The organism is Bacillus pumilus (assembly GCF_009937765.1).
In the GTDB taxonomy this organism is placed as follows: domain Bacteria; phylum Bacillota; class Bacilli; order Bacillales; family Bacillaceae; genus Bacillus; species Bacillus pumilus_O.
The window spans coordinates 1,032,183-1,056,068 of the sequence record NZ_CP047089.1 but is presented as its reverse complement, the minus strand read 5'-3'; the positions used below and the strand labels follow the sequence as shown (position 1 = coordinate 1,056,068).

Below are 23,886 nucleotides of genomic sequence, written 5' to 3'. Positions count from 1 at the left end.
ACCTAGTAATTGATCGGGAAATGCAAATGCAATAGGAAAAGAGGTATGGAGAATGCAACATTTCGAGCTAGAGGCAAGTTTATTAGACCATGCGCTGACAAAGTATTTAAAAGCGACGAAACAAATAGATGAAGAGAACATCCCGAAAAACGTCACGAATGTGAAAGGGTTTATTTTACGCATCATTTATCGTCATCAATCATGTACTGTGAAAAATATTCTACAGGAAGTTTCATTATCTCCCTCTGCAACAACAACCGCTCTCAATCACTTAGAAGATGAAGGGCTCATTATCCGCTCTCGAAATAATAATGACCGTCGTACTGTATGGATTGAACTCTCTGAATCTGGTGAACAAATTGCAAAACAAATGATCGACAACCGCCAATTGCTTGTCAATCAGCTGTTCAACCACCTTTCAGAAGAAGATAAAAAAACATTTTTTGAATTAATTGAAAAAATGATGGACGAGCATACATTAAAGGCTTAGGGAGAAACCTAAGCCTTCTTTTTTATGGCTTTAAAATGACCTTTATACAATCATCCTTCTTATCATTAAATATGTGATACGCATGAGCGGCATCATCTAACGGCAATTGATGTGTGATGATCGCTCTAGGATCAATTTCGCCAGTTGTCACTTTTTGATAGAGCTTTGACATGTAGCCTCTCGCCGGAGCCTGTCCCATTTTCAGGGTGACGTTTCTTGCGAAAAAGGCGCCTAATGGGAACATGTTATATAGGCCACCGTACACACCCGTCATCTGCACCGTTCCACATTTGCGGACGGCTTTTGTGGCAATTTGAATGGGTCCGATTGTTCCACCTTGCAGTTTGAGCTTCTGCTCAATTTTTTCAAGCGGTGACTTCTTCCCGTCCATTCCCACACAGTCGATTACAACATCGGCTCCGCCCTTGGTCAGCTCCTTTAACGTTTCTCCCATGTCGGGATCTTCTGTAAAATCAAATACTTCTACACCGCTCATCTGTTTTGCATGTCGCAGACGGTAATCAATGTAATCGACCGCAATCACACGTTCTGCCCCTTTTTGCCATGCAAATTGCTGCGCCATTAGTCCAACAGGTCCACAGCCTAACACAATGACCGTATCACCTTTTTTCACACCAGCATGCTCAACACTCCAGTAGGCAGTTGGAAGAACATCCGATAAGAACAACAATTGTTCATCCTCCAGCTCACAATCATCTGGGATCTTAAACGGAGTGTAATTGCCAAAAGGCACGCGTAAATATTCTGCCTGTCCTCCAGGATAATTGCCATATTTCTCACTATATCCAAAAAGTCCACCCGAATCGTAGTGCGGGTTTGAGTTGTCGCATTGACTTTCTAAGTGGTGATGACAATATTGGCATTGCCCACATGCAACGGTAAATGGAATAACGACACGGTCTCCCTTTTTTACTGCCGTAACATCCGGGCCAACTTCCTCCACAATCCCCATTGGCTCATGCCCAATCACATAGCCGATTGGAAGCGGGAAATTCCCCTGATACAAATGTAAATCAGATCCACAAATGGCTGTTGATGTTATTCGGATGATCACATCTTCCCGATCTTGAATCGATGGCGCATCTACTTTCTTCACTGCAATGCTATTTTTCCCTTGGTACGTAACAGCTCTCACACGCATTTCCTCCTTTAGCGAAATCATCTGTACATAGCTTCACCTTAAATGGACGGTTCATGCATCAGATCAGGAATCCTTGAAAAACAAAAAAGCCCGTCGATCGGTTCGACAGGCGTTTATTCAATCATGTGTAACGCGTTACATATTTATCCTTTTTCAATAAAGACCAAATCATATTGAGAAGAAGTCTCTCGATCGATCATCAAGTTCCCTTCTTGAATAAAATAAGGACATATACTCGGGCTTTGCGCTTCTTCAAACTGCTCATACAACTGCTCAATCTTTCCCGGGAGCAGCAAAAGTAAAAATTTATTAGAATGAGACACAAATTCATAAGAGTGAACCGTATACGGCGGTATATAGGCAAAGTCACCTGGCATCAGGCATATATCCTCTCCGTTCAACTGAAGATTCATTTTTCCCTCAACGCAATAGAGTGCTTCTGTATGTACTTGATGATAATGCGGGGGAAAATATTTTCCTTTCGCGCCTTCGATTACAAAATGAGTGAACCCGCCTCCAGTTGTTTCTGTTGTTGCGATCAACTCATGTAGCTGACCATCCACAATATATTGCTTCCCTTCACCAGCCTCTAATACGTAAGGCTGCACCGCCTGAGGGAGCAGACTATGAAATAAAACGGAGGGCTTTGTTGTATTGGACAGCTGCCGGATACCATGCATCAATATGAGATCGCTTTCTTTTTCAGCTTGTTCAAAGCTAGCTGCATCGAAAGCAAGATCGGTCATCGGCCATTCGTTCCGCTTAAGCTTTTTCCCAATTTGCTGATAGACATCTGTCATTTTTCCGCCCAACGTATATGAAATAAATCGTGTTTTGTGACTATGCATTCTGTAGCCATGGATTGTTTTGGGCGGGATATGAATATAATCGAAGGCTGTGACCATATATTTTTTACCGTCCAAGATCACCTCAAGCTTTCCTTCCAGCACAAATATGGTTTCAAATAAGTGCTCATGACAGTGAAGTGGAAAATAAGCTCCTTTCCCACCTGTGATTAAGACAAGCTCAAACAGCTGATTCGTTTGATTTGCTTCTGCCAGCACATGAACAAGCTGATTTTCCAGCCCATACAGTTTCCCTGAACCAGACACGGTATAAAAAGAGGTACCTTCGGATTGCTTGATCGATTGCGGTTGCTCCGACATCCCATCACTCCTCATGACGAATTGACTATCTTTATTATATAGACCAATTGATATAATAGATAGACAATATGCGAGAGATTTTACTCATCTCGCATAAATAAGTGTCTAAGGTAACATTTCACATGTTCTAACGGGGTCGTTTGTTTGAGTGTTGTGGTCATCGATAGACCCCCAATCACCATTGAATGAAGGAGAGAAGCCAACTCATCCGCTTTGTTTTCTTCATATCCGCTGTTCATGAGCTTTTCTTTCACAAGCTTTTGCCAGCGGATCATCTCTTGTTTACATGCAGTATGAAGCTGCGTATGTTCTGGCTTGGATTCTGCCGCCAGTAAGACAATCGGAATCCCTCTTTCATTTTCCTGCTCCGTAAATCCTCGGATGATGTTTGTCATAAAACACTCGATGGCGAGATAAGGATCGTCCGAATAGGCAAAGCTTTCTTCAATTCGATTGATGACCTTTTGACTAATATATTCAACGGCTGCTATGGCTAGCTCTTCTTTTCCGTTTGGAAAATAATAATAAAGAGATCCTTTAGGCGTGCCGCTCTCTCTAATGATTTGATTCAATCCTGTCGCATGATACCCCTGTTTGCGCAAAAGAAGTGCGGCCGTTTGAATAATTCTATCCTTCGTACTCACGTGTGACACTCCTTTCCCTCCATAGACAAATGTCGTTTCAACGTATAAGTTGATTTGTTCCTTTCCAAATCGAGGATGTTTCCATTTCTGCTGCAAGTCGAAGCAGCCAATCCTCTTTCCCCTTAGGTGCTGTGACCTGTACACCTAAGGGCATGCCCGCCTCAGTAAGATGAACAGGGACGCTCATAGAAGGCTGACCCGTTAAGTTGGCAAGCTGTGTAAATGGTGTGTAGGTCAAACTCTTTAAGAACATGTCATAAATGAGATCCTGCTGCGCTTGCATTGAGAGAGATGACACACGTAAAAGTTGAGTGATTTCTTCTTTCGAATGCATCAACTCACCAACCTTAGGAGCTGAATAGGCAGTCGCTGGTGTCACAAAGAGATCATAGGTTTGATGAAATGACGCCATTTGTGCAGCCGCCATATCCCATGCATCAAGGCTTTCTGTGTAAGCAGCAGCGGTTACGTTCTTGCCAGCCTCCGCCAACACCCAAGCCACGATGTCTGTTTCTTCTGGATTGACTGGACGTCCTAATGAACGATTCAAGGACATGAATAGTGCAGACATTTCTCCGCTGTTCATGACATAGTATTGCTGCATCAGATGAATCCCATCGATTGCCGGTTTGGCTTCTTCTACTTGGTGCCCTTGATCACTCAGCCATTTCACTGTTTGCTGCACCGCCTGCTTCGCTTCCTCGCTGACCTTCGTACCTACTGGAGATTCTACACTGTAAGCAATTCGCATAGAAGATGTCCGTTTCACTAGATCTTCTTGATAGCTGCCGGCGTATAATGGCGTTTGGAAAGCAGCTTCAGGCTGAATGACTTGAAGCAGATCAAGAAGGGCTGCACTGTCCCTCACTGTTTTTGTAAGTGTAAAGTCAATGGATGCCCCTTGCCACTGCCTTCCTGCACCTGGTCCTACCGGCGTTCTTCCTCTTGTTGGCTTGAGACCGAACAACCCTGTAAAGGATGCTGGAATCCGGATGGACCCACCGCCATCACTCGCTCCACCAGCAGGTACGATGCCGCTTGCAACAGCTGCTGCCGTCCCGCCACTTGAACCGCCAGGGGAATAGTCAGGATGCCAAGGGTTTCTCGTTGGACCATGTAAAGCAGGTTCTGTAACATTCCTTAATCCGAATTCTGGTGTGTTTGTATGACCCACCATAAGAAATCCAGCCTGCTTCAATCGCTGGACAAAATGGGAGTCCGTTTTTGCCTTTACATCCTTTAACAATGCAGCACCAGCTGTCAGCGGTTCATTTTCCAGCCCTTGCGATATATTTTTCAGTACAAAAGGAACACCCGCAAACGGCTGATCCGTATGTAATGTCTTCATTTCTTTTACTACTTGATCTTGTCTTGTCTGAGTCAACGCATTTAGTTCAGGATTGACCTCATTCAATCTAGCAAATGCAGCTTGTACAAGCTCGTCTGGCGTTACCTGCTTATTCCGTACAAGTGCTGCCAAGCCTGTCGCATCGTACGTCATATACTCTTTTACGTTCATCAGCATATCCTACTTTCTCTTATTATGATCTCTCTATTGTCTACTAGTTTTATATGAATTTCAATTTCAGGTTACTTGTAAAAAAACTTTCTGACAAACATTATGATTCTTCTAACCATCCTTCCCATTTCTCCGATATAATAGAGAAAAAAAGACGGAGGTCATCGTATGCAAGGGGCTATCGCCTTGAAAAAGAAAATCGTCGTAGTCATCGCGTTTCTTCTTGCGTTGTCAACTGCTTTGCCTTACCATTCGCAGGCAGCTGCACCGCCAAAAGAAACAGATGTCATCATCGTCTATAAAAACCAAAAAGGAAAACAAACAGCTATTGAAGAAAGTGAAAAGGTGAACGCACAGTACATACATCTTCCCGCTGTCGCTGTGACAGCAGATGAACAAGCGGTCACGTCACTCAAACAAGACCCCAACATCGCGTATGTCTCAAAAAACATAAAGGTCAAACTCGCTTCTTCTACGATGAAGCAAACCGCTGCCGCTACTGGTCAGAATTTTTTGGTTCAACAATCTTACAATCTGCAAAAGCTGAATGTAAAGCAAGCGATAAAAGAAGGCGTGACAGGGAAAAATGTGAAAGTTGCCGTTTTAGATACTGGCATTTCTCCACATGAGGATCTAAAGGTATCCGGCGGTAAATCATTTGTGAAGTACACAACTTCCTATAAAGATGATCAAGGGCATGGTACACATGTCGCAGGTACAATCGGTGCGCTCAATAACGATTACGGCACAGTCGGCGTCGCTTCTGGCGCGAAGCTGTATGCTGTAAAAGTGTTAGATAAAAAGGGAGAAGGCGACTTGTACAGCCTGCTTCGAGGAATCGATTGGGCCATTAGCAACAAGATGGATATTATGAATTTAAGTCTAGGTTTTGAAGACAATATCCCTATTTTGCGTTCAGCAGTGGATGAAGCATACAAAAAAGGACTGCTTGTGGTCGCTGCAAGCGGGAATGATGGGAAGAAGAATTTTATTAGCTACCCTGCCGCTTACAATAGTGTCATTGCCGTTTCTGCAACGAATGAAAAGGATAAGCTCGTTTCTCTCTCAAATACAGGGAAAGGCATTGAATTTTCTGCCCCAGGAGAGAAAGTCATTAGCACTTATTTAAAGAATGAATATTGGTATGCAACAGGTACATCGCAAGCTGCACCTCATGTCACAGGCATGCTGGCACTGTTGAAACAGCTTCATCCGAAGAAAACAAATGTACAGCTTCGCACTTTATTGCGCAGCTATACAGTGGATCTTGGCGCAAAAGGAAAGGATCCACAATTCGGCTATGGCCGCGTGCAATATATTCCCCAGTCTAGCTTTTTGAAGACTGCGACTAGCGCTGTCAAAACAGCCGAAACGTCTAAAAAGCAGGCAGATGTCAATCAAGCCAAAACGAGAATTGGCCGACTCACTGCAAGTAAACAAAAAACAGCACTCACCGAACGGGTGAAAAAGGTACAAGGAACCATTGATATCCGCTCCGCACGTGCAAAGGTTCAAACAGCCGAAAAAAGCAAAACACAAGGTGCCATTAAAAGCGCCCAAACGGCTATCAAAAAGCTAAACAAAGGCAAAGAAAAAACAAGCCTGCAAAACCGGCTCGACAAAGTTAAAAAACAGTTGGCCTATCAAAAGAAAGTAACAGACGCCAAACAAAAGGTGAAAAAAGCAGAAGCCAAACGAACAAAGAAAACAAAAGCAGCAGCGCAAACCGCTGTGAAACAGCTAAAAGCTTCTAAAACGAAAACAAGTTTACAAAAACGATTGAACCGGATTAAGGTGTAACAGAAAAAAACGATTCCTCGCTTTAAAGGAATCGTTTTTTTATTTCAACAGCGGCACAAACAAGCTGTGATGATATTTCCCATCGGCATCTGCCCTCACTTGATCCAGTATGCTTTCTAACGAAGCCATCACAGCCTCTAATGCTCGGCGCACCGAACCTTGTTCAAAATCCGCTAAACTCTCTGGCAGCTCATCTTCATCCAATACAAAAAAATCACCATTTGGAAGAACGAGAAGATCAACAATGAGGTCTTCAAACATGACCAGCTGGCCATTGAACCATGTATGCCCCACCATATTAAAATAAGAACCTAGTTCCTCCCCTTGATCATCTCTCCAGAAATACATATTGTAAGGACGATCCTTCCAATAGTAGGCGGTCGTATAGCTTCCTTTTGGAATCGTCAGCGTATCATCATCTGCACTCATCGTAAACGTCTCTTCAATTTTGTGAAAAAGTACCATTTTCTGTCCCTGTGCGTCTAACAGCTGACACGTATGTTCCACAACCTTCTGATCGTATTTGATTTTTCTCTCGATTACTTCATTCCACCGATCCACATGTAGCGAAATCAACATGTTACAACTCCCTCTTGCACCTAGTTTCTCTCTTTCCAGTATACACCGTTTTTTTATGAAAAAATAAAGGGTTGCTACATTCACACATGGAAGACCTATGATGAGGTGAAATAAATGAACGGAATCACGATTCTTGAAAACCTGACACAGCTTGGACAAATCATCCTCATTTTTTGCGGCTATGCCCTATATAGGCAGCAGCTGGTGAAAACGAAGAGAGAACGAAAGCTTTCTCCTTATGAACGCATGTTAAAGTTCTTTGTAATGTTCGGTTTAATCTCATGGGGAGTATCCTATTGGGCGCTTGTACTGTGGGCGTAAATTGAAAAAGGAAGAGCTGTCCATTGAGGACATGCTCTTCCTTTTATTATGAGTGATGTGATGAACGTGCCGGCTGTTCTTTCTGGATGACATATTGATAGCTCTTGACATGCGTCCCATTTTGATTCACAAATTCTTTATCTAGTGCACGCTCAAAGCCCATTCTTTCATAAAGGCGAATGGCAGCCTGCATTTTATCAGATGTATGAAGGTACAGGACATTTTCGCCCCATGATTGCGTGAGTTCAATGCTTTTACGTAACAATGACTCTGCGATTCCTTTTCCTCTGACATCGGGATCTACCCCTAAAAACCGGACGATGGCTGATGTAATGCCCATTTCGGGTTTGTCATACGCTTGCTCTGATGATCGGAACATTTGAAGCGTTCCTACGATCTGACCTTCAAGCTCCGCCACAAGCATCAGCTCCATGTTGGGATTATCTACGGCTGCTGCAAGCGCAGCAGAATAATTTTGCCAGCCTTCCTCTGTAAATTGAGGCTCATACTGTGAATAGGATTTGATGAGTACGTGTCTAATGGCCTCATGATCTTCTTTGACTGCTTGACGAATGATCAGCTCTTGCTGCTCCATGTCAGCACCTCCTGCTCTCTATTGCTAGATATACGTATCATGCAAATACTGCATGTCGATGACCTTGTTCTTTTCTCTACTCATTCAATGTAAAGAGTCTGATTCGAAAGATCAATTATTTTGCACGAAATCATCTTTGAAAATTTCCATTGAAAAGGAACGCTTGATTCATTATGCTGTTTTGAGGAAGTATACGAGGAGTGTAATGTCATATGAGTTCTTTCTCTTATCCCCAAGAATCGAAAAAAAACCGATTTCTCCTTGCCGCATTGCTTGGTTCTTTAACAGCCCTTGCACCGCTTGCAATGGATATGTATTTACCTGCATTGCCTCATATTGCGCGCGATTTTGAAGCAAGCACTGCTTTGTCCCAATTAAGTCTGATGGCTTGTCTTATTGGACTGGCGCTTGGACAACTGATTGCAGGCCCTATTAGTGATACGGTCGGCAGAAGAAAGCCGCTGATGATCGGCTTAATCATTTTTATCGCTGCATCTCTTTTATGTACAGTGGTTTCGTCGATTTGGATGTTCATCCTCTTAAGACTGATTCAAGGACTCGCTGGTTCAGCAGGCATTGTCATTGCACGAGCCATTGTGCGTGATCATTATGAAGGATCAGAAATGACGAAATTCTTTGCACTGCTCATGTTGGTCAACGGGGTTGCTCCTGCAGCGGCACCTATTGTGGGCGGACAGATGTTACGCTTTACCACATGGCAGGGTGTGTTTGTTCTTTTAGGAATTCTCGGAACCTTGATGCTGCTGAGATCCATTTTTTCACTTCAAGAAAGCTTACCTGCGGAGCGCAGACAGACAGGAGGCTTTCAACAGATTGTAAGTGCCATGAAAATTTTAGCGAGTGATCGTCTCTTTGTTGGGTATGCTCTCTCGCAAGGTCTTGTATTCGCAGCGATGTTTGCTTATATTTCTGGCTCACCTTTTGTGCTTCAGGAACTTTTTCACCTATCTCCACAAGGATTCAGTGCTGCCTTTGCGGTGAACAGTCTTGGGATCATCACAGTTGGACAAGTATTTGCCAGGGTCGCTGCGAAAATTGGCGAAGAGAAGGTTCTTCGCATTGGATTGCTGATAGCTGCTTTAGGCGGTGTCACCTTATTTTTGATGATCTCCATTGATGCAGGGTTGTATGGCATTCTTATTCCGCTCTTTTTCGTAGTCTCAAGCGTTGGAATTGTTGGCACCTCTGCCCCGTCTCTTGCGATGCAGCATCACGGCGCACATGCAGGAAGTGCAGCCGCACTCATCGGTGTGGCACAAATGCTGCTAGGCGCCTGCGTGACACCTCTTGTCGGATTAGCCGGAAGCCAAACAGCCTTTCCAATGGGCCTGATTATTATGCTTTGTGAACTAGGTGCACTTTGCTGTTATTTCTTCTTTGTAGTTCGAGCGAAAAAAAGACCCGCATAAGTGGGTCTCAGATTGTTGACAAAGGGCTAAAATGAACTTGATTTTAGCCCTTTGTCTTCTTTTTAGCGTGATAGAAAACCTTTGCAGCCCTAGGAAGGTCGAGTACTGGCGCGGAGCAAATTTGTCATTCGTGAGCACCAGCACGCAGGACTGACAAAGAATGCGAGGGTTTGTTGACACGCTAAGACCCGCATAAGCGGGTCTTTCATTTATGGCTTGCTCCAATTAATCGTGCGGAACACATTGTTCTGGTCATTGTTGTCATATGCATCTAGATCAAAGCCTGATAGTGCTAAACCAATTGTCATGACAATTCCTCCGGCAACGGTGAAGATGATCCCCCATTTGATGCATTGTTTTTTTAAATCATTCACGTTCATACTCTCACAACCTTCTTTTTAAACATTCCCATGAATGCCTTAGTGGTTTGAAAAGTCATTTGAACAAATAGCTTTGTCAAATACACCGTAGCCATGCCGCATAATAATCCAACACCTAATAGAAAAATACCAACACCAATTTGCGTCACCACCACATGCAAACCGTCCTGAAAGATAAACGGAGAACCAATGATGCTCCAAAAACCGCCGAGCAGACCAACTAGCGTCATTGTACCTGTCACGAGTGGGATGCACCAAATTACCATATACATAGAAAGAATTAGCAGGAAAACTGCGGCCAGAATACTACCCCATAATGGAAAGCCTAAGATGAGGATGGAGAGCCTTGTGGCTTTTTCTCCAAACGTGGGCACCTGAACGGTTTTAATTCCTTGTTCCTTCAAAATCCCTTCAGCAATCATCGCAGGCTGACCCACTTGATGAACTGCCTCCTGTTCACTGTAGCCATCTTCCTGATAATCCTCGATCATTTCATCGTAATACTCGATGAACCGATCACTTTCTTTTTCGCCTAGACGATGCAGGTGCTTCTCTAGGCTAGCTAAAAATTCCTTTTTATTCATTGCCCTGTCCTCCAGAAATAAAGTCGTAAATCGCCATCACTTGATCCCATTCCGCTAAAAACTGCGCCATATGCTCACGGCCGCTTTGTGTCATCCGGTAGTATTTTCTTAATCGACTATTATGTTCCTGGGAATAGGTCTCCACATAATTGTTTTGCTCTAACCGCTTTAATATCGGATATAATGTCGATTCTGAAATCTCAATACAATGGGACATATCTTTAATCATTTGATAACCATAGGAATCGCCTTTCTTTAATACCGCCAGTACACAGAATTCCAGTAAACCTTTTTTTAATTGTGCATTCATGATTACAACTCCTAACCATTTATACTATACATTACATAGTATCATGTGACAAGAGGTATAAAGATAAAAAAAAGAACCTTTTGGGGTCCTTTCGCTTTTATATATTCACAAATCCTTCTCCGAACACATCACGCACGTCATGGACAACAACGAATGCGTCTCGATCAATTTTCTTAATGATTTTCTTTAGACGCATAAGCTCCTGCTTTTGAATGACTGCATAGAGAATTTCCTTCGATTCCTTTGAATAATGACCGCGGCCGTTTAAAATCGTCACGCCTCGATCCAAGGTGTGATTGATTTCTTCGGCAATATCATCTTTGCATGAAGATATGATCGTCACTGCCTTTTTCGTGTTAAGTCCTTCTATCACGAAGTCCATCACCTTTGTTGCCACGTACAGCATGACAATCGTGAACATTAATTTTTCCGCACCAATAATAAAGTAAGAAGCAAATACGACGATCAGATCAAAGAACAAGATGGCGTAGCTCACGTTCCAGTCTAAATACTTGTTGGCAATTCTTCCAAGTATGGCAGAGCCCGCCGTAGTACCGCCTGCTCTTAGCACAAGACCAATCCCAATTCCAATAATGATTCCCGCGAAAATGGCTCCAATGATCAATTCGTGAACATTCACGACCCATGTTGTGGTCAGGTGTAAGAATAGGGAGTTACTTGCGACCGCAACCACAGTATAAATCGTCGTCTTCTTGTCCAAATATTTATACCCTACAAGCAGCAGAATGGCATTAAACACTAGGTTCGTCAGCCATGGTGCAATTTCAAACAAATAATAGAAAATGATGGACAGCCCCGTTACACCGCCTTCACCAAATTCAAGCGGAATGACAAACATGTTCACTGCGGCGGCAAATAAAAAAGAACCAATTAGAATCATTGCGATATCTTTTACACATTTTTTCAATTTCTTCTTTCCTCCTTTTTTAAGCATATAAAAAACCCTCTTTCTACACGAAAGAAGACAGTCGTTGAACAAAATAAAAATCAAAAGACAGCGCCTTTTGATGAAGCTTTCTGAAATGAACCTTTCCATAATATATATCTCTTTTTAGAGGCTGTCAATGACTTGGTTTTCTATTATTTTGACTGCATGTTTATGCATGAAAACCCGCATGTTTTCAGGGTTTTTCAGCGGTCATATGCTTTTTCCTCTCCTTGACAAAAACACTTTAGTCATTTAAACTACTGCCTCATATCATATCCATCATTTCCGACTAAAAAGGAGGGTGTTTCATTCGATGAATCCTATTCAAAGCCGTTTACAGGCTCACGCACCTTTAATTTTAGACGGTGCACTTGCAACAGAGCTTGAACGAAAGGGCTGCAATTTAAATGACAGTTTATGGTCAGCCAAAATACTGATTGAACAGCCAGAATTGATTCAGCAAGTACACTTGGATTACTTCCAAGCCGGAGCTGACTGTGCCACAACAGCGAGTTACCAAACGACGATTGATGGCTTCGCTGAAAAAGGCTATTCAAAAGAAGAAGCCATTGAACTAATGAAACGATCCGTCACTTTAGCAAAAGAGGCACGCGATCTTTTTTGGCAGGATGAAGCCAGTCGTAATGGGCGGACAAAACCATTTGTCGCAGGATCTGTAGGGCCATTCGGCGCTTATTTGTCTGATGGTTCAGAATATAAAGGAAATTACGGACTCACAGAGCAGGCACTCATTGATTTTCATAGACCAAGGATTCAGGCATTAGTAGAGGCCGGTGCAGATATTCTTGCGTGTGAAACGATTCCTTGCCTCATTGAAGCAATAGCCATCGCAAAGCTATTGCAAGATGAATTCAGCGGTGTATCTGCTTGGATTACATTCAGCGCGAAGGACGATCTTCATATTAGTGAAGGAGATTTGCTCAGAGAATGTGTACAAGCACTGGAACCTTATGAACAGATCGCTGCTGTTGGCGTTAACTGTACGCCGCCGCAATATATCTCTTCTCTCATTCAAGAGATGAAAAAGGGGACAAGCAAGCCGATTGTCGTATATCCAAACTCAGGGGAATTATATGATCCTGACGAGAAGGTATGGAGCGGGGATACGCCTCAGCATACATTCGGTGAATGTGCGCATCAATGGTATCAAGACGGCGCGCATATCATCGGCGGCTGCTGCCGGACGACGCCAGAAGATATCACGGACATCTTAAAACTTACCACATCATAACACCATGATTCATCACACATACTTCTAAGCAAAAGGGCGGGAAGACATGGAACAAGCAAAAGATCAGTCACAACAATATCAACGAAAAATGACGAGCCGCCACCTGTTCATGCTTTCTCTAGGCGGCGTCATTGGCACAGGGCTCTTTTTAAGCTCTGGGTATACCATCAATCAAGCAGGACCCGCAGGAACGATCCTTGCCTATCTTGTCGGGGCATTAATTGTGTACCTCGTGATGCTCTGTTTAGGCGAGTTGTCTGTTGCCATGCCGGTTACAGGGGCATTTCATACGTATGCAACAAAGTACATTGGACCCGGCACAGGCTACACAGTTGCTTGGCTGTACTGGCTGACATGGACAGTCGCACTCGGGTCGGAATTTACAGCGGCAGGGCTTTTAATGCAGCGCTGGTTCCCAGACACATCAGTTTGGATGTGGAGCGGCGTCTTTGCTCTTCTTATCTTTTTACTCAATGCGTTTACAGTTAAGTTTTTTGCAGAATCAGAGTTTTGGTTTTCCAGCATTAAAGTAATGGCTATTATTCTCTTTATTATTCTTGGCGGAGCTGCGATGTTTGGCTTGATTCCATTAAAAGGCGGTGAAGCCGCTCCGTTCTTTTCTAACTTCACTGGGGAAGGCGGTCTTTTCCCAAACGGCTTTTTACCAATTTTAATGACGATGCTGGCCGTCAATTTCGCTTTTTCAGGTACGGAGTTAATTGGAATTGCTGCGGGTGAAAGCGTCAATCCTGACGAGACCATTCCAAGAGCGATACGTACAACCGTACTGCGGCTTGTCTTGTTTTTCGTTGGAACAATCGTAGTCTTAGCTGGCCTGATCCCAGTAGAAGAAGCCGGGGTGATCAAAAGTCCATTTGTTGTGGTGTTTGATCGCATTGGGATTCCATATGCCGCAGATTTCATGAATTTTGTCATTTTGACAGCGATCTTATCTGCCGCAAACTCTGGACTATATGCGTCATCTCGTATGCTCTGGTCACTTTCTGAGGAACGAACACTGCCTAAAAAACTGGCGAAGCTGACATCAAAAGGAATTCCTTTGAATGCACTGATTTTAAGTATGATTGGCGGGATTCTTTCTTTGTTATCAAGTATCATTGCGCCAGAAACGGTATACCTTGTCCTTGTTTCGATCTCAGGACTTGCCGTTGTGATCGTGTGGATGGGGATTGCTGCCTCACAATTTATGTTTCGGAAACGTTTTTTACAGGAAGGCGGAAAGCTTCATGATCTTTCCTTCCGAACCCCGCTCTATCCAGTGGTTCCGATTGTAGCCTTCTTCCTGTGTTTTGCATCTGTGATTGGCATTGCCTTTGATCCAAATCAGCGGATTGCCCTTATCTGCGGCATCCCTTTCATCGCGATCTGCTATGCTGCCTATTATGTGACAGCTTGGATTCAAAAAAAACGTGAAGAACCTGGTGTATAACGCCAGGTTTTTTCTATGAAATTAGTCTGACAAAAAAGGATATCACTAGTAAAAGAAGCACACTTTGGTATATGATAGGAATCTATGATTTTCAGGATGAATCAAGGGAGTTGTCACTAATATGGAAATGACTATTACAAGAGCATTAAGTGAACTGAAAATGTTAGATAAGAGAATCAACCGAACCGTTGATGAAGCCGTACTTGGTGGATTGATGATCGGGAAACATATACAGCACGGGTTTCAACATCAAGAAGAAATCGAAAAGAAAGCGAAGGCTGATGACCAATCGATTCAAGCATTAATCAAGCGCAGGAATGCCATCAAATCAGCCATCGTTGTGTCGAATGCGACCACAACGATTGATGTAGCGGGTGTCAGTATGACAGTGGCGGAAGCGATTGAACGGAAGACATCGATAGAATACGATATTCGTTATTTACGGAAATTGAAAAAGGTGTACACAGAGCTAGTAGACAAAGCAGAACAAACCAATGCAGATGTAAAGAAGAGGCTCGACCAGCATTTAGAAACCTTGTTTGGAAAAGATGGAAAAACACAAGCGGCTGCCAACCAAGAGATCGTCAAGTCGTTTCTCGCTGAAAATGAGGCAACGATCATCGATCCGCTTCATCTTCGAGTGAAGATTGAAAAGCTTTCGACCGAAATTGAGGATTTCCAAATGGAAGTTGATTTTTCCTTGTCAGAAAGCAATACGCTGACGAAAATACAGATCGATTAATCAATTTTGTTAGTGAGCCGAAAATCGATAGAACTAAACACCTCCGAGGGAAAGGTTATTCCCTCCTCATCTGATCATCTCTGGATGATCCTTGATAAAAGCTCAAAGCTGAAAGTTCAAGGATCAACGTTCAAGTGTGAAAGTTCTTATCCATCAAAGCTCAGAATTAAAAGTTAAACGCTCGATCAAATCTGGGAGTCTCGGCTCATGAGTGTTTGTTTATCGACTCTTTCGGTTGCCGCCCAGCAGGTTTGCTAACAAAAAGAAAAGGATGTCACTTGATGACATCCTTTTTTCTATGAAAAAACGACAAGGCTTCAGCCAGGTCGTCTCTCCCAGCAGATTAGTAACGTGATGTATATGCCAAATGGTACACACTTGTGACATTTGAAGAAAGCTTGATGTCGTTTGAAGTGAATGTCACTGGAACGACATCGTAGTAATGTGTAGACCAGCCTGCATTATTGTATGATTGGTAGCCTGCACCGGCAGGAACTTGAAACGTCAGTGAAAATTGTCCGTTCCCGTCTGTTGTGCCTGTTGCTGTTTGAGCATATGATTTGATTGCTGCTTCAAAATAAAGCTGGATCGGCTGATTGGGCATGAGATTTCCACTTGCATCTTTTAGCGTTCCTTTAAACGTAGCTGGATAATAAGAACCCACGCGATATTTACTGCCATAGCCGTAATTCACTAAACCACTATCGGCTGCTGTGACACTTGTTACTTGAACGGATGCTGGTACTGCTCCTGTTTCCTCTGCATGTGCAAATGTTGGGAATACGAGAAGCAAAGATAGAAAGAAAGCAAACATGATTTTTTTCATCGATAAATCCTCCTTTTTTTTCCTACTATATTACTATCGACATTAATTGGCATTTTTCCAGTAACAAACAAAAAAACTTCCCTTTTTTTGAAAGGGAAGCTCTCCTCTTACTTTTTCACAACAACAACTTTCACCGCTTTGCTTTCTCTTTTTCTCACATCTGAAGCAGTCACATACAAGACTGTTTTGGCTTTTTGCGGTTTTATTTGGGCAGTAAATGCGCCCTTGTTATTTGTTTTTACTGTTTTGATGACTTTCTTTGATTTATTTTTTACTTTAATGGTCAATCCTGCACCCGCAGTCCCTTTGACCGTTTTACTTTTGACCGTTACTTTGCCCACTTTCGGCTTAGCTGGTGCTTTGCCTTTTTTGACGACTGTTTTGAGCGTCGTTGCTGCCTTTCCTTTTGAAATCTTAATGTGAAGAACTTTGTTTTTGTTCTGATGCTTAATCTTCACACTAAAGGTTCCATTTTTGCCCGCTGTGCCTGTTCCAAGCAGGGTTTTACCTCTATACACAGAAATAGCAGCGCCAGCCTTTGCTTTACCTGTCACCTTTTGATGCTGATCCTCCACTTTGCTCACAGATGCATTTAGTTCGACAGCACTTAAAGCAGCAAATGCATTCAGTCTGCCATGTCCTGTCATCCAATCGACGCCTGGAATTTTCGGATCGACAATAGGCTCTTCATTTTCATCATAGAACACGTCATCTGTGCCATCAACAGATGTAAAGGAGATATTATCGGCTGTGCTTTGCAAAATATTCCTTACTTGATTCGGCTTCAAGGTTGGATTTTTAGAAAGCAGTAATCCTGCTGCCGCTGCCACATATGGTGTCGCCATTGATGTCCCGCTCAGATATGAGACATTCCCATCTGGCATTAAGCTTGGAATATCAGATCCTGGTGCAGACATGCTCAGTCCTTTACCAAAGCTTGAGAATTCAGCAGCAATATCCATACGGTTGCTTGCGCCAATGGCCATTGCGTACTTTGATGTCGCAGGATAGCCCATTTCTGGAACGCCATCATTTCCACTCGCCACGACCACTAGTACATTTCTTTGCGCCGCGTAGTTCATTGCATATTCGATCACCCGGCTGTAGTAGCCGCCAAGACTCATGTTGATGACCTTTGCGCCTTTATCCACTGCATGCTTGATTCCAAGTGCAATATGCTCTGTATCTCCAAAACCATAAGCATCCAGCACCTTCACCGGAATGATGCCCGTATGTTGATTGAGACCTGCCATTGAGTAATGATTATCAGCTTTTGCGGCAATGATGCCCGCCACATGCGTACCGTGTCCATTGTCATCAATCGCATCTTTGTTTCGTCCAATGAGATTCGCACCTAAGTCCGTACGAACAGTCCCGCTTAGATCAGTCAAACGACTGTCTACACCTGTATCCACAACAGCAATCAATGTTTGCTTCATTTTGCTTGTGCCAATCAATGTATTCATTTGATCAAACTTCACATCAGCGCCTTTTTTCCCGCTGTTTTGCCCGCTGTTTTTCAGAGGCCATTGGTATCCATACTGCACATCATTACTCAGTGCACGATAGGTTTGAACAGGCTCTGCAAATTCAACATTCGGCATACTGGACAGCTTTCTCGCAGTGCTTTTGATCACAGCTTTGCCTGCTTTTAAAGTCTTCCCAGCTGATTCTTGCCCTGCTGGCACATCATAGACATACATTCCTTTAAACAAAGGACTTACTGATTGTGATGTCACGCGGTTTTCTTGGATTCCATAGCTTTTCATCTTCTTTTTCGCAGATTGAAGCGTTTGGCCATCCTTTAGTTTAAAAATGATCTTATTCGTCTTCACTTTCTCTTCTTTTACAAGCTTTTGCTTTTCTAATACATAACCGATCGATTTTCCTTCAAGCTGATCGATTCCAATCTGTTGATTCACTGCTTCTAATTCCTTCTTTAAATAGGCAGGACTTGCTCCTTTGAGCATATCAAAAAGGGAACGGATTGCCTGTTGTTCTTTCTCTGTCACGATATGACCGCTAAATGCACCATTTTTCTCTACGTCATTTAGCAGTGACTTTAATGTCAGCAAATGATTGTATACCTTTTGCTGCTCATTTTTTTGTTTGATGAGCTTTGTTTTGAGAAATGGTTTTGTTTTTTGAAGCACACGGCTCAGCTTCTGACCATTTGGTGTTTCATTAAAACGTTTATCTTCAATTGTGCGAATCGATTGGAGAATTTCGCGCCCGTATTTTTTCTCTATAATAATGATGTCAAACTCATCATCTTCTGGGAAAACAGGTTCAGAAGGCGGAAGGTTAGCTCCTTTATACCCGATTGTATATGCTGCATCCTCCTCCTCGTCACGGCTGTCTTCCTCTGACCCTAAGTAGAGCACTTTGACATAATAAGGACCTGACCATGCATGCGGGAAGTCTACCTCTGTCTCTCCACTTGCAGTGTCCACACGATATCTCGAATAAGTGTCATCCTTCATCGCTCTGTCTTTACTTGGATAGACCGATACGGATAACACTTGTTTACTTTTGACAGAAATTTTCATATGTGTATCTTTTGCCACCTCTTGTGCAGATGGCGTGATTTGGTACCATGACTCTTCCATTTCATTTTGTAATGTCCCTGAAATGACTTCACCATTTTTTAACCCAATGGCTTCATTGACATTTGTACCTTTACTGGCAGCTGCTGCCTCGTATCCAGGTAATGCCGCCATACAGAGTATGATGGCCATGAGTACGATCACACAGGATTTGACCTGCTTTTTGAACATGAAAAGAACCCCTTATCTTTTGTCACACCTTGGAAGAATATCACAGAAATGCAATTAGTAGAATCTGTTTTTTACATAATTAAACTCGTTTTAAGCTAGGATTTGAGATAACAGAGTACAAGACAAATAGCTTCATAAACTTTTTGCCATTTCAAACGGAAAATGATGCTATTTAACCTTGCAGAAAAGTACATTACAATCAATTTGCAAGCGCTTAACAAACAAGAGAGAAGGGATCAGCTTGTTCCAAAAAGATCATGTTTTCACACAAGTAAACGGACGATCAAAGAATGAGATTTTACAATACATTGCCGAGAAAGCTGAAGACCTTCAGATTACAAACGATCAGGCGGGGTTACTATCAGATTTGTTGACTCGCGAAGACGAAGTTTCAACAGGACTTCAGCAAGGCTTCGCCATTCCTCATACAAAAAGCTCCGCTGTACAAACGGCATCACTTCTTTTTTTAGAGCTGGAACAACCGATTGAATGGGGCAGCTTTGACGATTTGCCCACAAGCTATTTATTTACACTGCTCGTTCCATTAGAAGAAGCAAATGTCACACACCTGAAATTACTGTCAGGGATTGCGACAAGCCTCATGGAACCGGCTTTCATCGAAAAAATACAACCAGGTCAAACCGCTAACTATTATTACGAAGTCATTGAACAACAATTGAAAGAGGGGATTACACAATGAAAATTGTCGGTGTCACTTCATGTCCAGCAGGGTTAGCTCATACACCAATGGCAGCAAAGGCATTAGAGAATGCGGGTAAACAGCTCGGTCACGAGATCAAAATCGAGCAGCAAGGGATTATGGGACAGGTAAATGGCATTACAGCAGAGGAAGCAAAGCAGGCAGACCTCTGTATCATTGCCTCCAATCAGCATATCAACGATGCGGAACGTTTCTCAGGCATTCCCACAGTACGTGTCGAGATTGGACGCGCTTTAAAAAATGCCGAGCAAATCATCACAAAAGCTGTAGCACTTGTTGAAAAGAAAAAATCTGAATCTCAATAAACGTGAGCAATGCCATATAGAAAGGAGCAAAGCAAAATGAAAGCAAAATTAAAAGTCATTGAAGGCCATCTCATGACCGGTATCTCTTATATTCTTCCTGTGATCATCGGTGCCTCCCTTATCGTTGGTTTAGCAAAACTAGTCGGTTTAGGATTTGGTGTTTCAGATTTAAACGCCTATAAGGATGCTGGCGGCATATTGCACGGTGCTTATTTAATGGAGCAGGTTGGCTGGACAGGCATTGGCTTAATGAACGTCCTACTCGCTGGATTTATCGCCTATTCGATTGCGGATAAATCAGGGCTTGCAGCTGGGTTCATCGGCGGTGCCCTTGCCAGCTCAACGAATGCTGGATTTATAGGTGCCGTCATTGCAGGCTTCTTCGCAGGATATGTTGCTCTTTTTGTGAAAAGAAAAATTCAAATTCAAGGCTCTGCAGCTGGGCTCGTCCCTCTGCTCATCCTGCCGCTGATTACCGTTGGCTTAACCGGACTTCTAATGTCAGTTCTTCTAGGCGGACCATTAGGCGCTTTGAACACGGCATTAATTGAATGGATTAAAGGCATGGTCGCTGATGGAACAAGCACACTCGCGCTCGCTCTCATTTTAGGTGCGATGATTGGCTTCGATCTTGGCGGACCGGTGAATAAATCAGCGTGGATGGCTGGTAACGCGCTCTTCCTATCAGGCGTCTACCTCCCTGCCATTCTTGTCAATATTGCGATTGTCATTCCACCGCTTGGATACGGGCTTGCGACATTGATTCGAAAACGCAACTTCTCTCCAACCTTTAGAGAAGCCGGACGAGGCGGACTTGTTATGGGCATTATCGGTATTACGGAAGGGGCGATCCCTTTTACCCTCGTCAATCCTTTGAAATTGATTCCGCTCAATGTTGTCGCATGTGCTATTGGAAGCGGGGTCGCTGCATTATTAGGAGTTCATGACATCATGCCGCCAATTGGCGGGCTATACGGCTTCTTCTCAGTCGGAAACTGGTGGGCTTATTTAATCGGAGCCCTTACTGGCGCACTCGTCATCGGTATTGGCGCCAACCTGCTTGTGAATTTCTCTGAGAAAAAAGAGCCAAAAACGCCGGAACATGATCAGAAGCAGAAAGAAGAAGACGATTTTGACCTTGTGCTAGAAGGATAATTTGAACGAAGAAAGGTGTCGTTGATCAATGACTGTCAATGTACATGTGATTCCACATACTCACTGGGACCGGGAATGGTATTTCACCACCTCCCGCTCCCGTATCTACTTAATGAAAAGCGTAATGGACATTTTAGACACCCTTGAAACAGATGACAGGTTCCATTATTTCATGCTCGATGCCCAAGCATCCTTATTGGATGATTACTTGAAATGGCGTCCTGAGGATGAGAATCGAATCAAAAAGCTCGTCACAGCGAAACGTCTCATCATCGGCCCATGGTATACCCAAACCGACCAACTCGTCATTTCGGGTGAATCCATTGTACGGAACCTGCAATATGGAATTGAACGCTGTCAGCAGTTCGGTCATGTGATGAAAGTCGGCTATGTCCCTGACTCTTTCGGTCAATCCGCACAAATGCCTCAAATTTACCGCGGATTTGGTATTGTGGATACGGCTTTTTGGCGCGGCGTTTCAGATCATATGACGAATCACACCGAATTCAATTGGCAAGGTGCTGACGGAAGTGAAGTCTTTGCGGTGAACCTGCCATTTGGCTACTACTACGGTGGAAATATTCCTGAAAAGGATGAGGACTTACAAGCCTTTTTATCTGAAAAAATCGGTGCGTTGCAAGCAAAGGCCACCACAAAGAATGTCTATTTCCCAAATGGCTTTGACCAGGCACCCATCCGCAAAAATCTGCCTGACTTATTAGAAAAAGCCAATGGACTGGACGAGCACCACTATCAAATCAGCAGTTTAGAAGATTACATTGCAGCAGTGAAAAAAGAGCGGACATCTTTTGAAACGTTACAAGGAGAGCTCATTCATGCGAAGCACATGCGAATTCACAAATCTATTTTTTCAACACGAGCTGATTTAAAAATCTTAAACAATCAAATTGAAAACTATCTTGTCAATGTGATGGAGCCGATCCTCACGATCAGCTATTCACTCGGACACGACTACCCGCATGACACGGTTCGTGATATTTGGTACCTCATGTTTGAAAATGCAGCGCATGACAGCATTGGCGGATGTAATAGTGATACGACGAATCAAGACGTCTTTTTCCGCTACAAGCAGGCAAAGGAAATCGCCGAGAACCTTGTGGACCTACACATGCGTCTCATTGCCATTCGACTGCAAACTGAGCAAGAAATTACACTCACGTTATTTAATACCTTGCCTTCAAAACGTTCTGAAATCATTGAAGTTGAAACATTTATCACGGAACGTCCATTTACACTAAAGGATGCACATGGGAGAACACTTGCGTACACAGTGAAAAGCAAAACCAATGTCACAGATTATGTGCTGGCACAGCAAATTTCCCTTAACCCAAGTAAAGAAGTGTACATGCCAAAGCAGGTATGGAAAGCCGTTTTACTGATCGAAGCCACCAGCTTACCATCCGTTGGTTATACACAAGTCAGCATGGTTTTCGATGAATCGAGCGAATCTGTATGGGAACAAACAGACGGACATGCGATTGAAAATACGTATTATCGCATTACAGCAAACGATAATGGATCACTGGACATCACAGATAAACAAACTGGCCGGACATTTTCTGAGCAAATGATCTTTGAAGACAATGGAGACGATGGGGATTCTTACAACTATTCACCACCGCGTGAGGATCTATATGTGTCATCCATAGACCTTTCTTCAGCAGATATCGCAGTGTCTAAAAGCGGCTTGCAGGAAGAGCTCACTGTCCAGCTTACTCTTACTGTTCCATATGACTTAGAAGAGCGCTCTCAGCAAACGGTCACGACTTCACTCCCGATTACAGCAAAGGTGGCATTAAACAAAGATGAGCCTGTTATCCGTTTTCATGTCGATGTCGACAATCATGCGTTAGACCATCGTCTGCGTGTCCTCTTTGATACAGGCATCGCATCAAAAGTATCACTGAGCGATCAGCAGTTTGGAACCATCGAACGCCCAACTGAGCTCACGCAAGAGCTTGAATGGTGGAACAATGAACATTGGGAAGAAAAACCGATCACCATTGAACCGATGCAATCCTTTACTGCACTTCGTGATGAAGCATACGGTGTCGCTCTATTGACGGACTGCGTGAGAGAATACCAGATCACAGGAGAAGACTATACAACGATTGCATATACGCTCTTCCGCTGTTTCGGAAAAATGGGGAAAGAAAACCTCCTTTACCGTCCAGGTCGCGCATCTGGTGAAAAAATTGTGGAGACACCTGACGCTCAGCTGCAAGGGGCACTGTCGTTCTCATTTGGCATGCACTATAGCAAGGACGCTGTCAGCGAGGGGCACTTAGCACAGCTCGCCAAGCGGTATACCACACCAGTTCAATGCTACGAACGGGCAGATTTTTTAAACGGGCGTTTAATTTTCTCTTTCCGAGATGAAAAAGAAGACTTACAATCTACTTATAGCCTGCTTGACATCGAAACAGACGGAGCCATTCTTAGTGCTCTGAAAAAAGAAGAGCATGGAACAGGCATTGTCATCCGTCTGTTCAATCCATTTTTGACGCGTCAAACAGCCGCTTCAATCAATAGTTCATCTCTACAACACGGAGAAACAGCGAATTTAGGCGAAACACCTGAAGGACATATACTCAAAGCACAACATGGATCATTACACATTGAACCGCTCACACCTTGTCAGGTACAAACCTACATTGTAAAGAAAAAATGAACATGTAGGGGCGGGATCCATTTGGATTCCGCCCCTC

The 23,886-nt window shown here is 43.4% G+C and carries 23 protein-coding genes; 11 read left to right on the top strand and 12 right to left on the bottom strand.

Features of this window, described 5'->3' with window-relative positions; translation table 11 throughout:
* Positions 1 to 52 precede the first annotated feature (52 nt).
* On the top strand, positions 53 to 490 hold the full coding sequence (locus GPS65_RS05265; RefSeq protein ID WP_012008812.1) for a MarR family winged helix-turn-helix transcriptional regulator: 438 nt from the start codon (positions 53 to 55) through the stop codon (positions 488 to 490).
* Positions 491 to 512: 22 nt separating this feature from the next.
* Here the strand turns inward: GPS65_RS05265 and GPS65_RS05260 are convergent, their stop codons facing one another.
* From GPS65_RS05260 to GPS65_RS05245, 4 genes are all read right to left on the bottom strand, one after another.
* Positions 513 to 1,646 (bottom strand): zinc-dependent alcohol dehydrogenase, encoded by a 1,134-nt coding sequence (locus GPS65_RS05260; protein ID WP_012008811.1) that lies wholly within the window; start codon positions 1,644 to 1,646, stop codon positions 513 to 515.
* Positions 1,647 to 1,795: 149 nt separating this feature from the next.
* On the bottom strand, positions 1,796 to 2,818 hold the full coding sequence (locus GPS65_RS05255; protein ID WP_012008810.1) for a quercetin 2,3-dioxygenase: 1,023 nt from the start codon (positions 2,816 to 2,818) through the stop codon (positions 1,796 to 1,798).
* An 80-nt stretch (positions 2,819 to 2,898) separates the two neighbouring features.
* A complete protein-coding gene (locus GPS65_RS05250) occupies positions 2,899 to 3,462 on the bottom strand; it encodes a TetR/AcrR family transcriptional regulator (RefSeq protein ID WP_119125668.1) in 564 nt (187 codons plus the stop codon).
* Positions 3,463 to 3,499: 37 nt separating this feature from the next.
* Positions 3,500 to 4,981 carry an amidase gene (locus GPS65_RS05245; RefSeq protein WP_186299653.1) on the bottom strand — a complete coding sequence of 494 codons (1,482 nt, stop codon included), beginning with the start codon at positions 4,979 to 4,981 and terminating at the stop codon, positions 3,500 to 3,502.
* A 186-nt stretch (positions 4,982 to 5,167) separates the two neighbouring features.
* On the opposite strand from GPS65_RS05245, the gene GPS65_RS05240 reads away from it, so the two are divergent.
* Entirely contained in the window at positions 5,168 to 6,781 is a 1,614-nt protein-coding gene (locus GPS65_RS05240; protein ID WP_224925924.1) for a S8 family peptidase, read from the top strand.
* 39 nt (positions 6,782 to 6,820) lie between these two features.
* On the opposite strand, the gene GPS65_RS05235 is transcribed toward GPS65_RS05240, so the two are convergent.
* Positions 6,821 to 7,360, bottom strand: a complete 540-nt coding sequence (locus tag GPS65_RS05235; RefSeq protein WP_186304906.1) for a ribonuclease FAU-1 family protein — start codon at positions 7,358 to 7,360, stop codon at positions 6,821 to 6,823.
* A gap of 114 nt (positions 7,361 to 7,474) precedes the next feature.
* On the opposite strand from GPS65_RS05235, the gene GPS65_RS05230 reads away from it, so the two are divergent.
* Positions 7,475 to 7,681, top strand: a complete 207-nt coding sequence (locus GPS65_RS05230) for a hypothetical protein (RefSeq protein WP_144482179.1) — start codon at positions 7,475 to 7,477, stop codon at positions 7,679 to 7,681.
* A 46-nt stretch (positions 7,682 to 7,727) separates the two neighbouring features.
* On the opposite strand, the gene GPS65_RS05225 is transcribed toward GPS65_RS05230, so the two are convergent.
* A complete protein-coding gene (locus tag GPS65_RS05225) occupies positions 7,728 to 8,276 on the bottom strand; it encodes a GNAT family N-acetyltransferase (RefSeq protein WP_012008804.1) in 549 nt (182 codons plus the stop codon).
* A gap of 212 nt (positions 8,277 to 8,488) precedes the next feature.
* On the opposite strand from GPS65_RS05225, the gene GPS65_RS05220 reads away from it, so the two are divergent.
* Entirely contained in the window at positions 8,489 to 9,706 is a 1,218-nt protein-coding gene (locus GPS65_RS05220) for a multidrug effflux MFS transporter (protein ID WP_144482178.1), read from the top strand.
* 209 nt (positions 9,707 to 9,915) lie between these two features.
* Here the strand turns inward: GPS65_RS05220 and GPS65_RS19275 are convergent, their stop codons facing one another.
* The 4 genes from GPS65_RS19275 to GPS65_RS05205 all read right to left on the bottom strand — a co-directional run bounded on the left by GPS65_RS19275 (position 9,916) and on the right by GPS65_RS05205 (position 11,908).
* On the bottom strand, positions 9,916 to 10,086 hold the full coding sequence (locus GPS65_RS19275; protein WP_012008802.1) for a hypothetical protein: 171 nt from the start codon (positions 10,084 to 10,086) through the stop codon (positions 9,916 to 9,918).
* A complete protein-coding gene (locus GPS65_RS05215) occupies positions 10,083 to 10,670 on the bottom strand; it encodes a DUF1700 domain-containing protein (protein ID WP_012008801.1) in 588 nt (195 codons plus the stop codon). The genes GPS65_RS19275 and GPS65_RS05215 overlap by 4 nt, the downstream gene beginning before the upstream one ends.
* Positions 10,663 to 10,980, bottom strand: coding sequence for a PadR family transcriptional regulator (locus GPS65_RS05210; protein ID WP_012008800.1), 318 nt, complete (start codon positions 10,978 to 10,980; stop codon positions 10,663 to 10,665). The genes GPS65_RS05215 and GPS65_RS05210 overlap by 8 nt, the downstream gene beginning before the upstream one ends.
* A gap of 97 nt (positions 10,981 to 11,077) precedes the next feature.
* A complete protein-coding gene (locus tag GPS65_RS05205; protein WP_034320763.1) occupies positions 11,078 to 11,908 on the bottom strand; it encodes a YitT family protein in 831 nt (276 codons plus the stop codon).
* Positions 11,909 to 12,242: 334 nt separating this feature from the next.
* Here GPS65_RS05205 and mmuM point away from each other — a divergent pair, with 334 nt between their 5' ends.
* The 3 genes from mmuM (at position 12,243) to GPS65_RS05190 (ending at position 15,373) form a co-directional block, all read left to right on the top strand.
* Entirely contained in the window at positions 12,243 to 13,181 is a 939-nt protein-coding gene (gene mmuM / locus GPS65_RS05200) for a homocysteine S-methyltransferase (protein WP_144482177.1), read from the top strand.
* A 46-nt stretch (positions 13,182 to 13,227) separates the two neighbouring features.
* Positions 13,228 to 14,631, top strand: coding sequence for an S-methylmethionine permease (gene mmuP / locus GPS65_RS05195; RefSeq protein ID WP_144482176.1), 1,404 nt, complete (start codon positions 13,228 to 13,230; stop codon positions 14,629 to 14,631).
* Positions 14,632 to 14,752: 121 nt separating this feature from the next.
* Positions 14,753 to 15,373, top strand: coding sequence for a hypothetical protein (locus GPS65_RS05190; RefSeq protein WP_144468833.1), 621 nt, complete (start codon positions 14,753 to 14,755; stop codon positions 15,371 to 15,373).
* Between the two features lie 343 nt (positions 15,374 to 15,716).
* Here GPS65_RS05190 and GPS65_RS05185 read toward each other — a convergent pair whose 3' ends face one another.
* Positions 15,717 to 16,199, bottom strand: coding sequence for an Ig-like domain-containing protein (locus GPS65_RS05185; protein ID WP_144468912.1), 483 nt, complete (start codon positions 16,197 to 16,199; stop codon positions 15,717 to 15,719).
* Positions 16,200 to 16,306: 107 nt separating this feature from the next.
* Positions 16,307 to 18,976 (bottom strand): S8 family peptidase, encoded by a 2,670-nt coding sequence (locus GPS65_RS05180; RefSeq protein WP_161985356.1) that lies wholly within the window; start codon positions 18,974 to 18,976, stop codon positions 16,307 to 16,309.
* A 241-nt stretch (positions 18,977 to 19,217) separates the two neighbouring features.
* Here GPS65_RS05180 and GPS65_RS05175 point away from each other — a divergent pair, with 241 nt between their 5' ends.
* The 4 genes from GPS65_RS05175 to mngB are packed head-to-tail and all read left to right on the top strand — an operon-like array spanning position 19,218 to position 23,849.
* Positions 19,218 to 19,676: a PTS sugar transporter subunit IIA gene (locus GPS65_RS05175; protein WP_012008794.1), complete on the top strand. Its 459-nt coding sequence runs from the start codon at positions 19,218 to 19,220 to the stop codon at positions 19,674 to 19,676.
* Positions 19,673 to 20,002 (top strand): PTS fructose transporter subunit IIB, encoded by a 330-nt coding sequence (locus GPS65_RS05170; protein ID WP_007498438.1) that lies wholly within the window; start codon positions 19,673 to 19,675, stop codon positions 20,000 to 20,002. The genes GPS65_RS05175 and GPS65_RS05170 overlap by 4 nt, the downstream gene beginning before the upstream one ends.
* Positions 20,003 to 20,038: 36 nt before the next feature.
* Complete coding sequence (locus tag GPS65_RS05165; protein WP_144482174.1) at positions 20,039 to 21,157, top strand: PTS fructose transporter subunit IIC; 1,119 nt, start codon at positions 20,039 to 20,041, stop codon at positions 21,155 to 21,157.
* Between the two features lie 28 nt (positions 21,158 to 21,185).
* Positions 21,186 to 23,849, top strand: coding sequence for a mannosylglycerate hydrolase (gene mngB / locus GPS65_RS05160; protein WP_144497003.1), 2,664 nt, complete (start codon positions 21,186 to 21,188; stop codon positions 23,847 to 23,849).
* Positions 23,850 to 23,886 lie beyond the last annotated feature (37 nt).

Coding starts and splice junctions, on each gene's coding strand:
- GPS65_RS05265 (WP_012008812.1), top strand. CDS start 53: ATGCAACATTTCGAGCTAGAGGCAAGTTTATTAGACCATGCGCTGACA.
- GPS65_RS05255 (WP_012008810.1), bottom strand. CDS start 2,818: ATGTCGGAGCAACCGCAATCGATCAAGCAATCCGAAGGTACCTCTTTT.
- GPS65_RS05245 (WP_186299653.1), bottom strand. CDS start 4,981: ATGAACGTAAAAGAGTATATGACGTACGATGCGACAGGCTTGGCAGCA.
- GPS65_RS05235 (WP_186304906.1), bottom strand. CDS start 7,360: ATGTTGATTTCGCTACATGTGGATCGGTGGAATGAAGTAATCGAGAGA.
- GPS65_RS05230 (WP_144482179.1), top strand. CDS start 7,475: ATGAACGGAATCACGATTCTTGAAAACCTGACACAGCTTGGACAAATC.
- GPS65_RS05225 (WP_012008804.1), bottom strand. CDS start 8,276: ATGGAGCAGCAAGAGCTGATCATTCGTCAAGCAGTCAAAGAAGATCAT.
- GPS65_RS05220 (WP_144482178.1), top strand. CDS start 8,489: ATGAGTTCTTTCTCTTATCCCCAAGAATCGAAAAAAAACCGATTTCTC.
- GPS65_RS19275 (WP_012008802.1), bottom strand. CDS start 10,086: ATGAACGTGAATGATTTAAAAAAACAATGCATCAAATGGGGGATCATC.
- GPS65_RS05215 (WP_012008801.1), bottom strand. CDS start 10,670: ATGAATAAAAAGGAATTTTTAGCTAGCCTAGAGAAGCACCTGCATCGT.
- GPS65_RS05210 (WP_012008800.1), bottom strand. CDS start 10,980: ATGAATGCACAATTAAAAAAAGGTTTACTGGAATTCTGTGTACTGGCG.
- mmuM (WP_144482177.1), top strand. CDS start 12,243: ATGAATCCTATTCAAAGCCGTTTACAGGCTCACGCACCTTTAATTTTA.
- mmuP (WP_144482176.1), top strand. CDS start 13,228: ATGGAACAAGCAAAAGATCAGTCACAACAATATCAACGAAAAATGACG.
- GPS65_RS05190 (WP_144468833.1), top strand. CDS start 14,753: ATGGAAATGACTATTACAAGAGCATTAAGTGAACTGAAAATGTTAGAT.
- GPS65_RS05185 (WP_144468912.1), bottom strand. CDS start 16,199: ATGAAAAAAATCATGTTTGCTTTCTTTCTATCTTTGCTTCTCGTATTC.
- GPS65_RS05180 (WP_161985356.1), bottom strand. CDS start 18,976: ATGTTCAAAAAGCAGGTCAAATCCTGTGTGATCGTACTCATGGCCATC.
- GPS65_RS05170 (WP_007498438.1), top strand. CDS start 19,673: ATGAAAATTGTCGGTGTCACTTCATGTCCAGCAGGGTTAGCTCATACA.
- GPS65_RS05165 (WP_144482174.1), top strand. CDS start 20,039: ATGAAAGCAAAATTAAAAGTCATTGAAGGCCATCTCATGACCGGTATC.
- mngB (WP_144497003.1), top strand. CDS start 21,186: ATGACTGTCAATGTACATGTGATTCCACATACTCACTGGGACCGGGAA.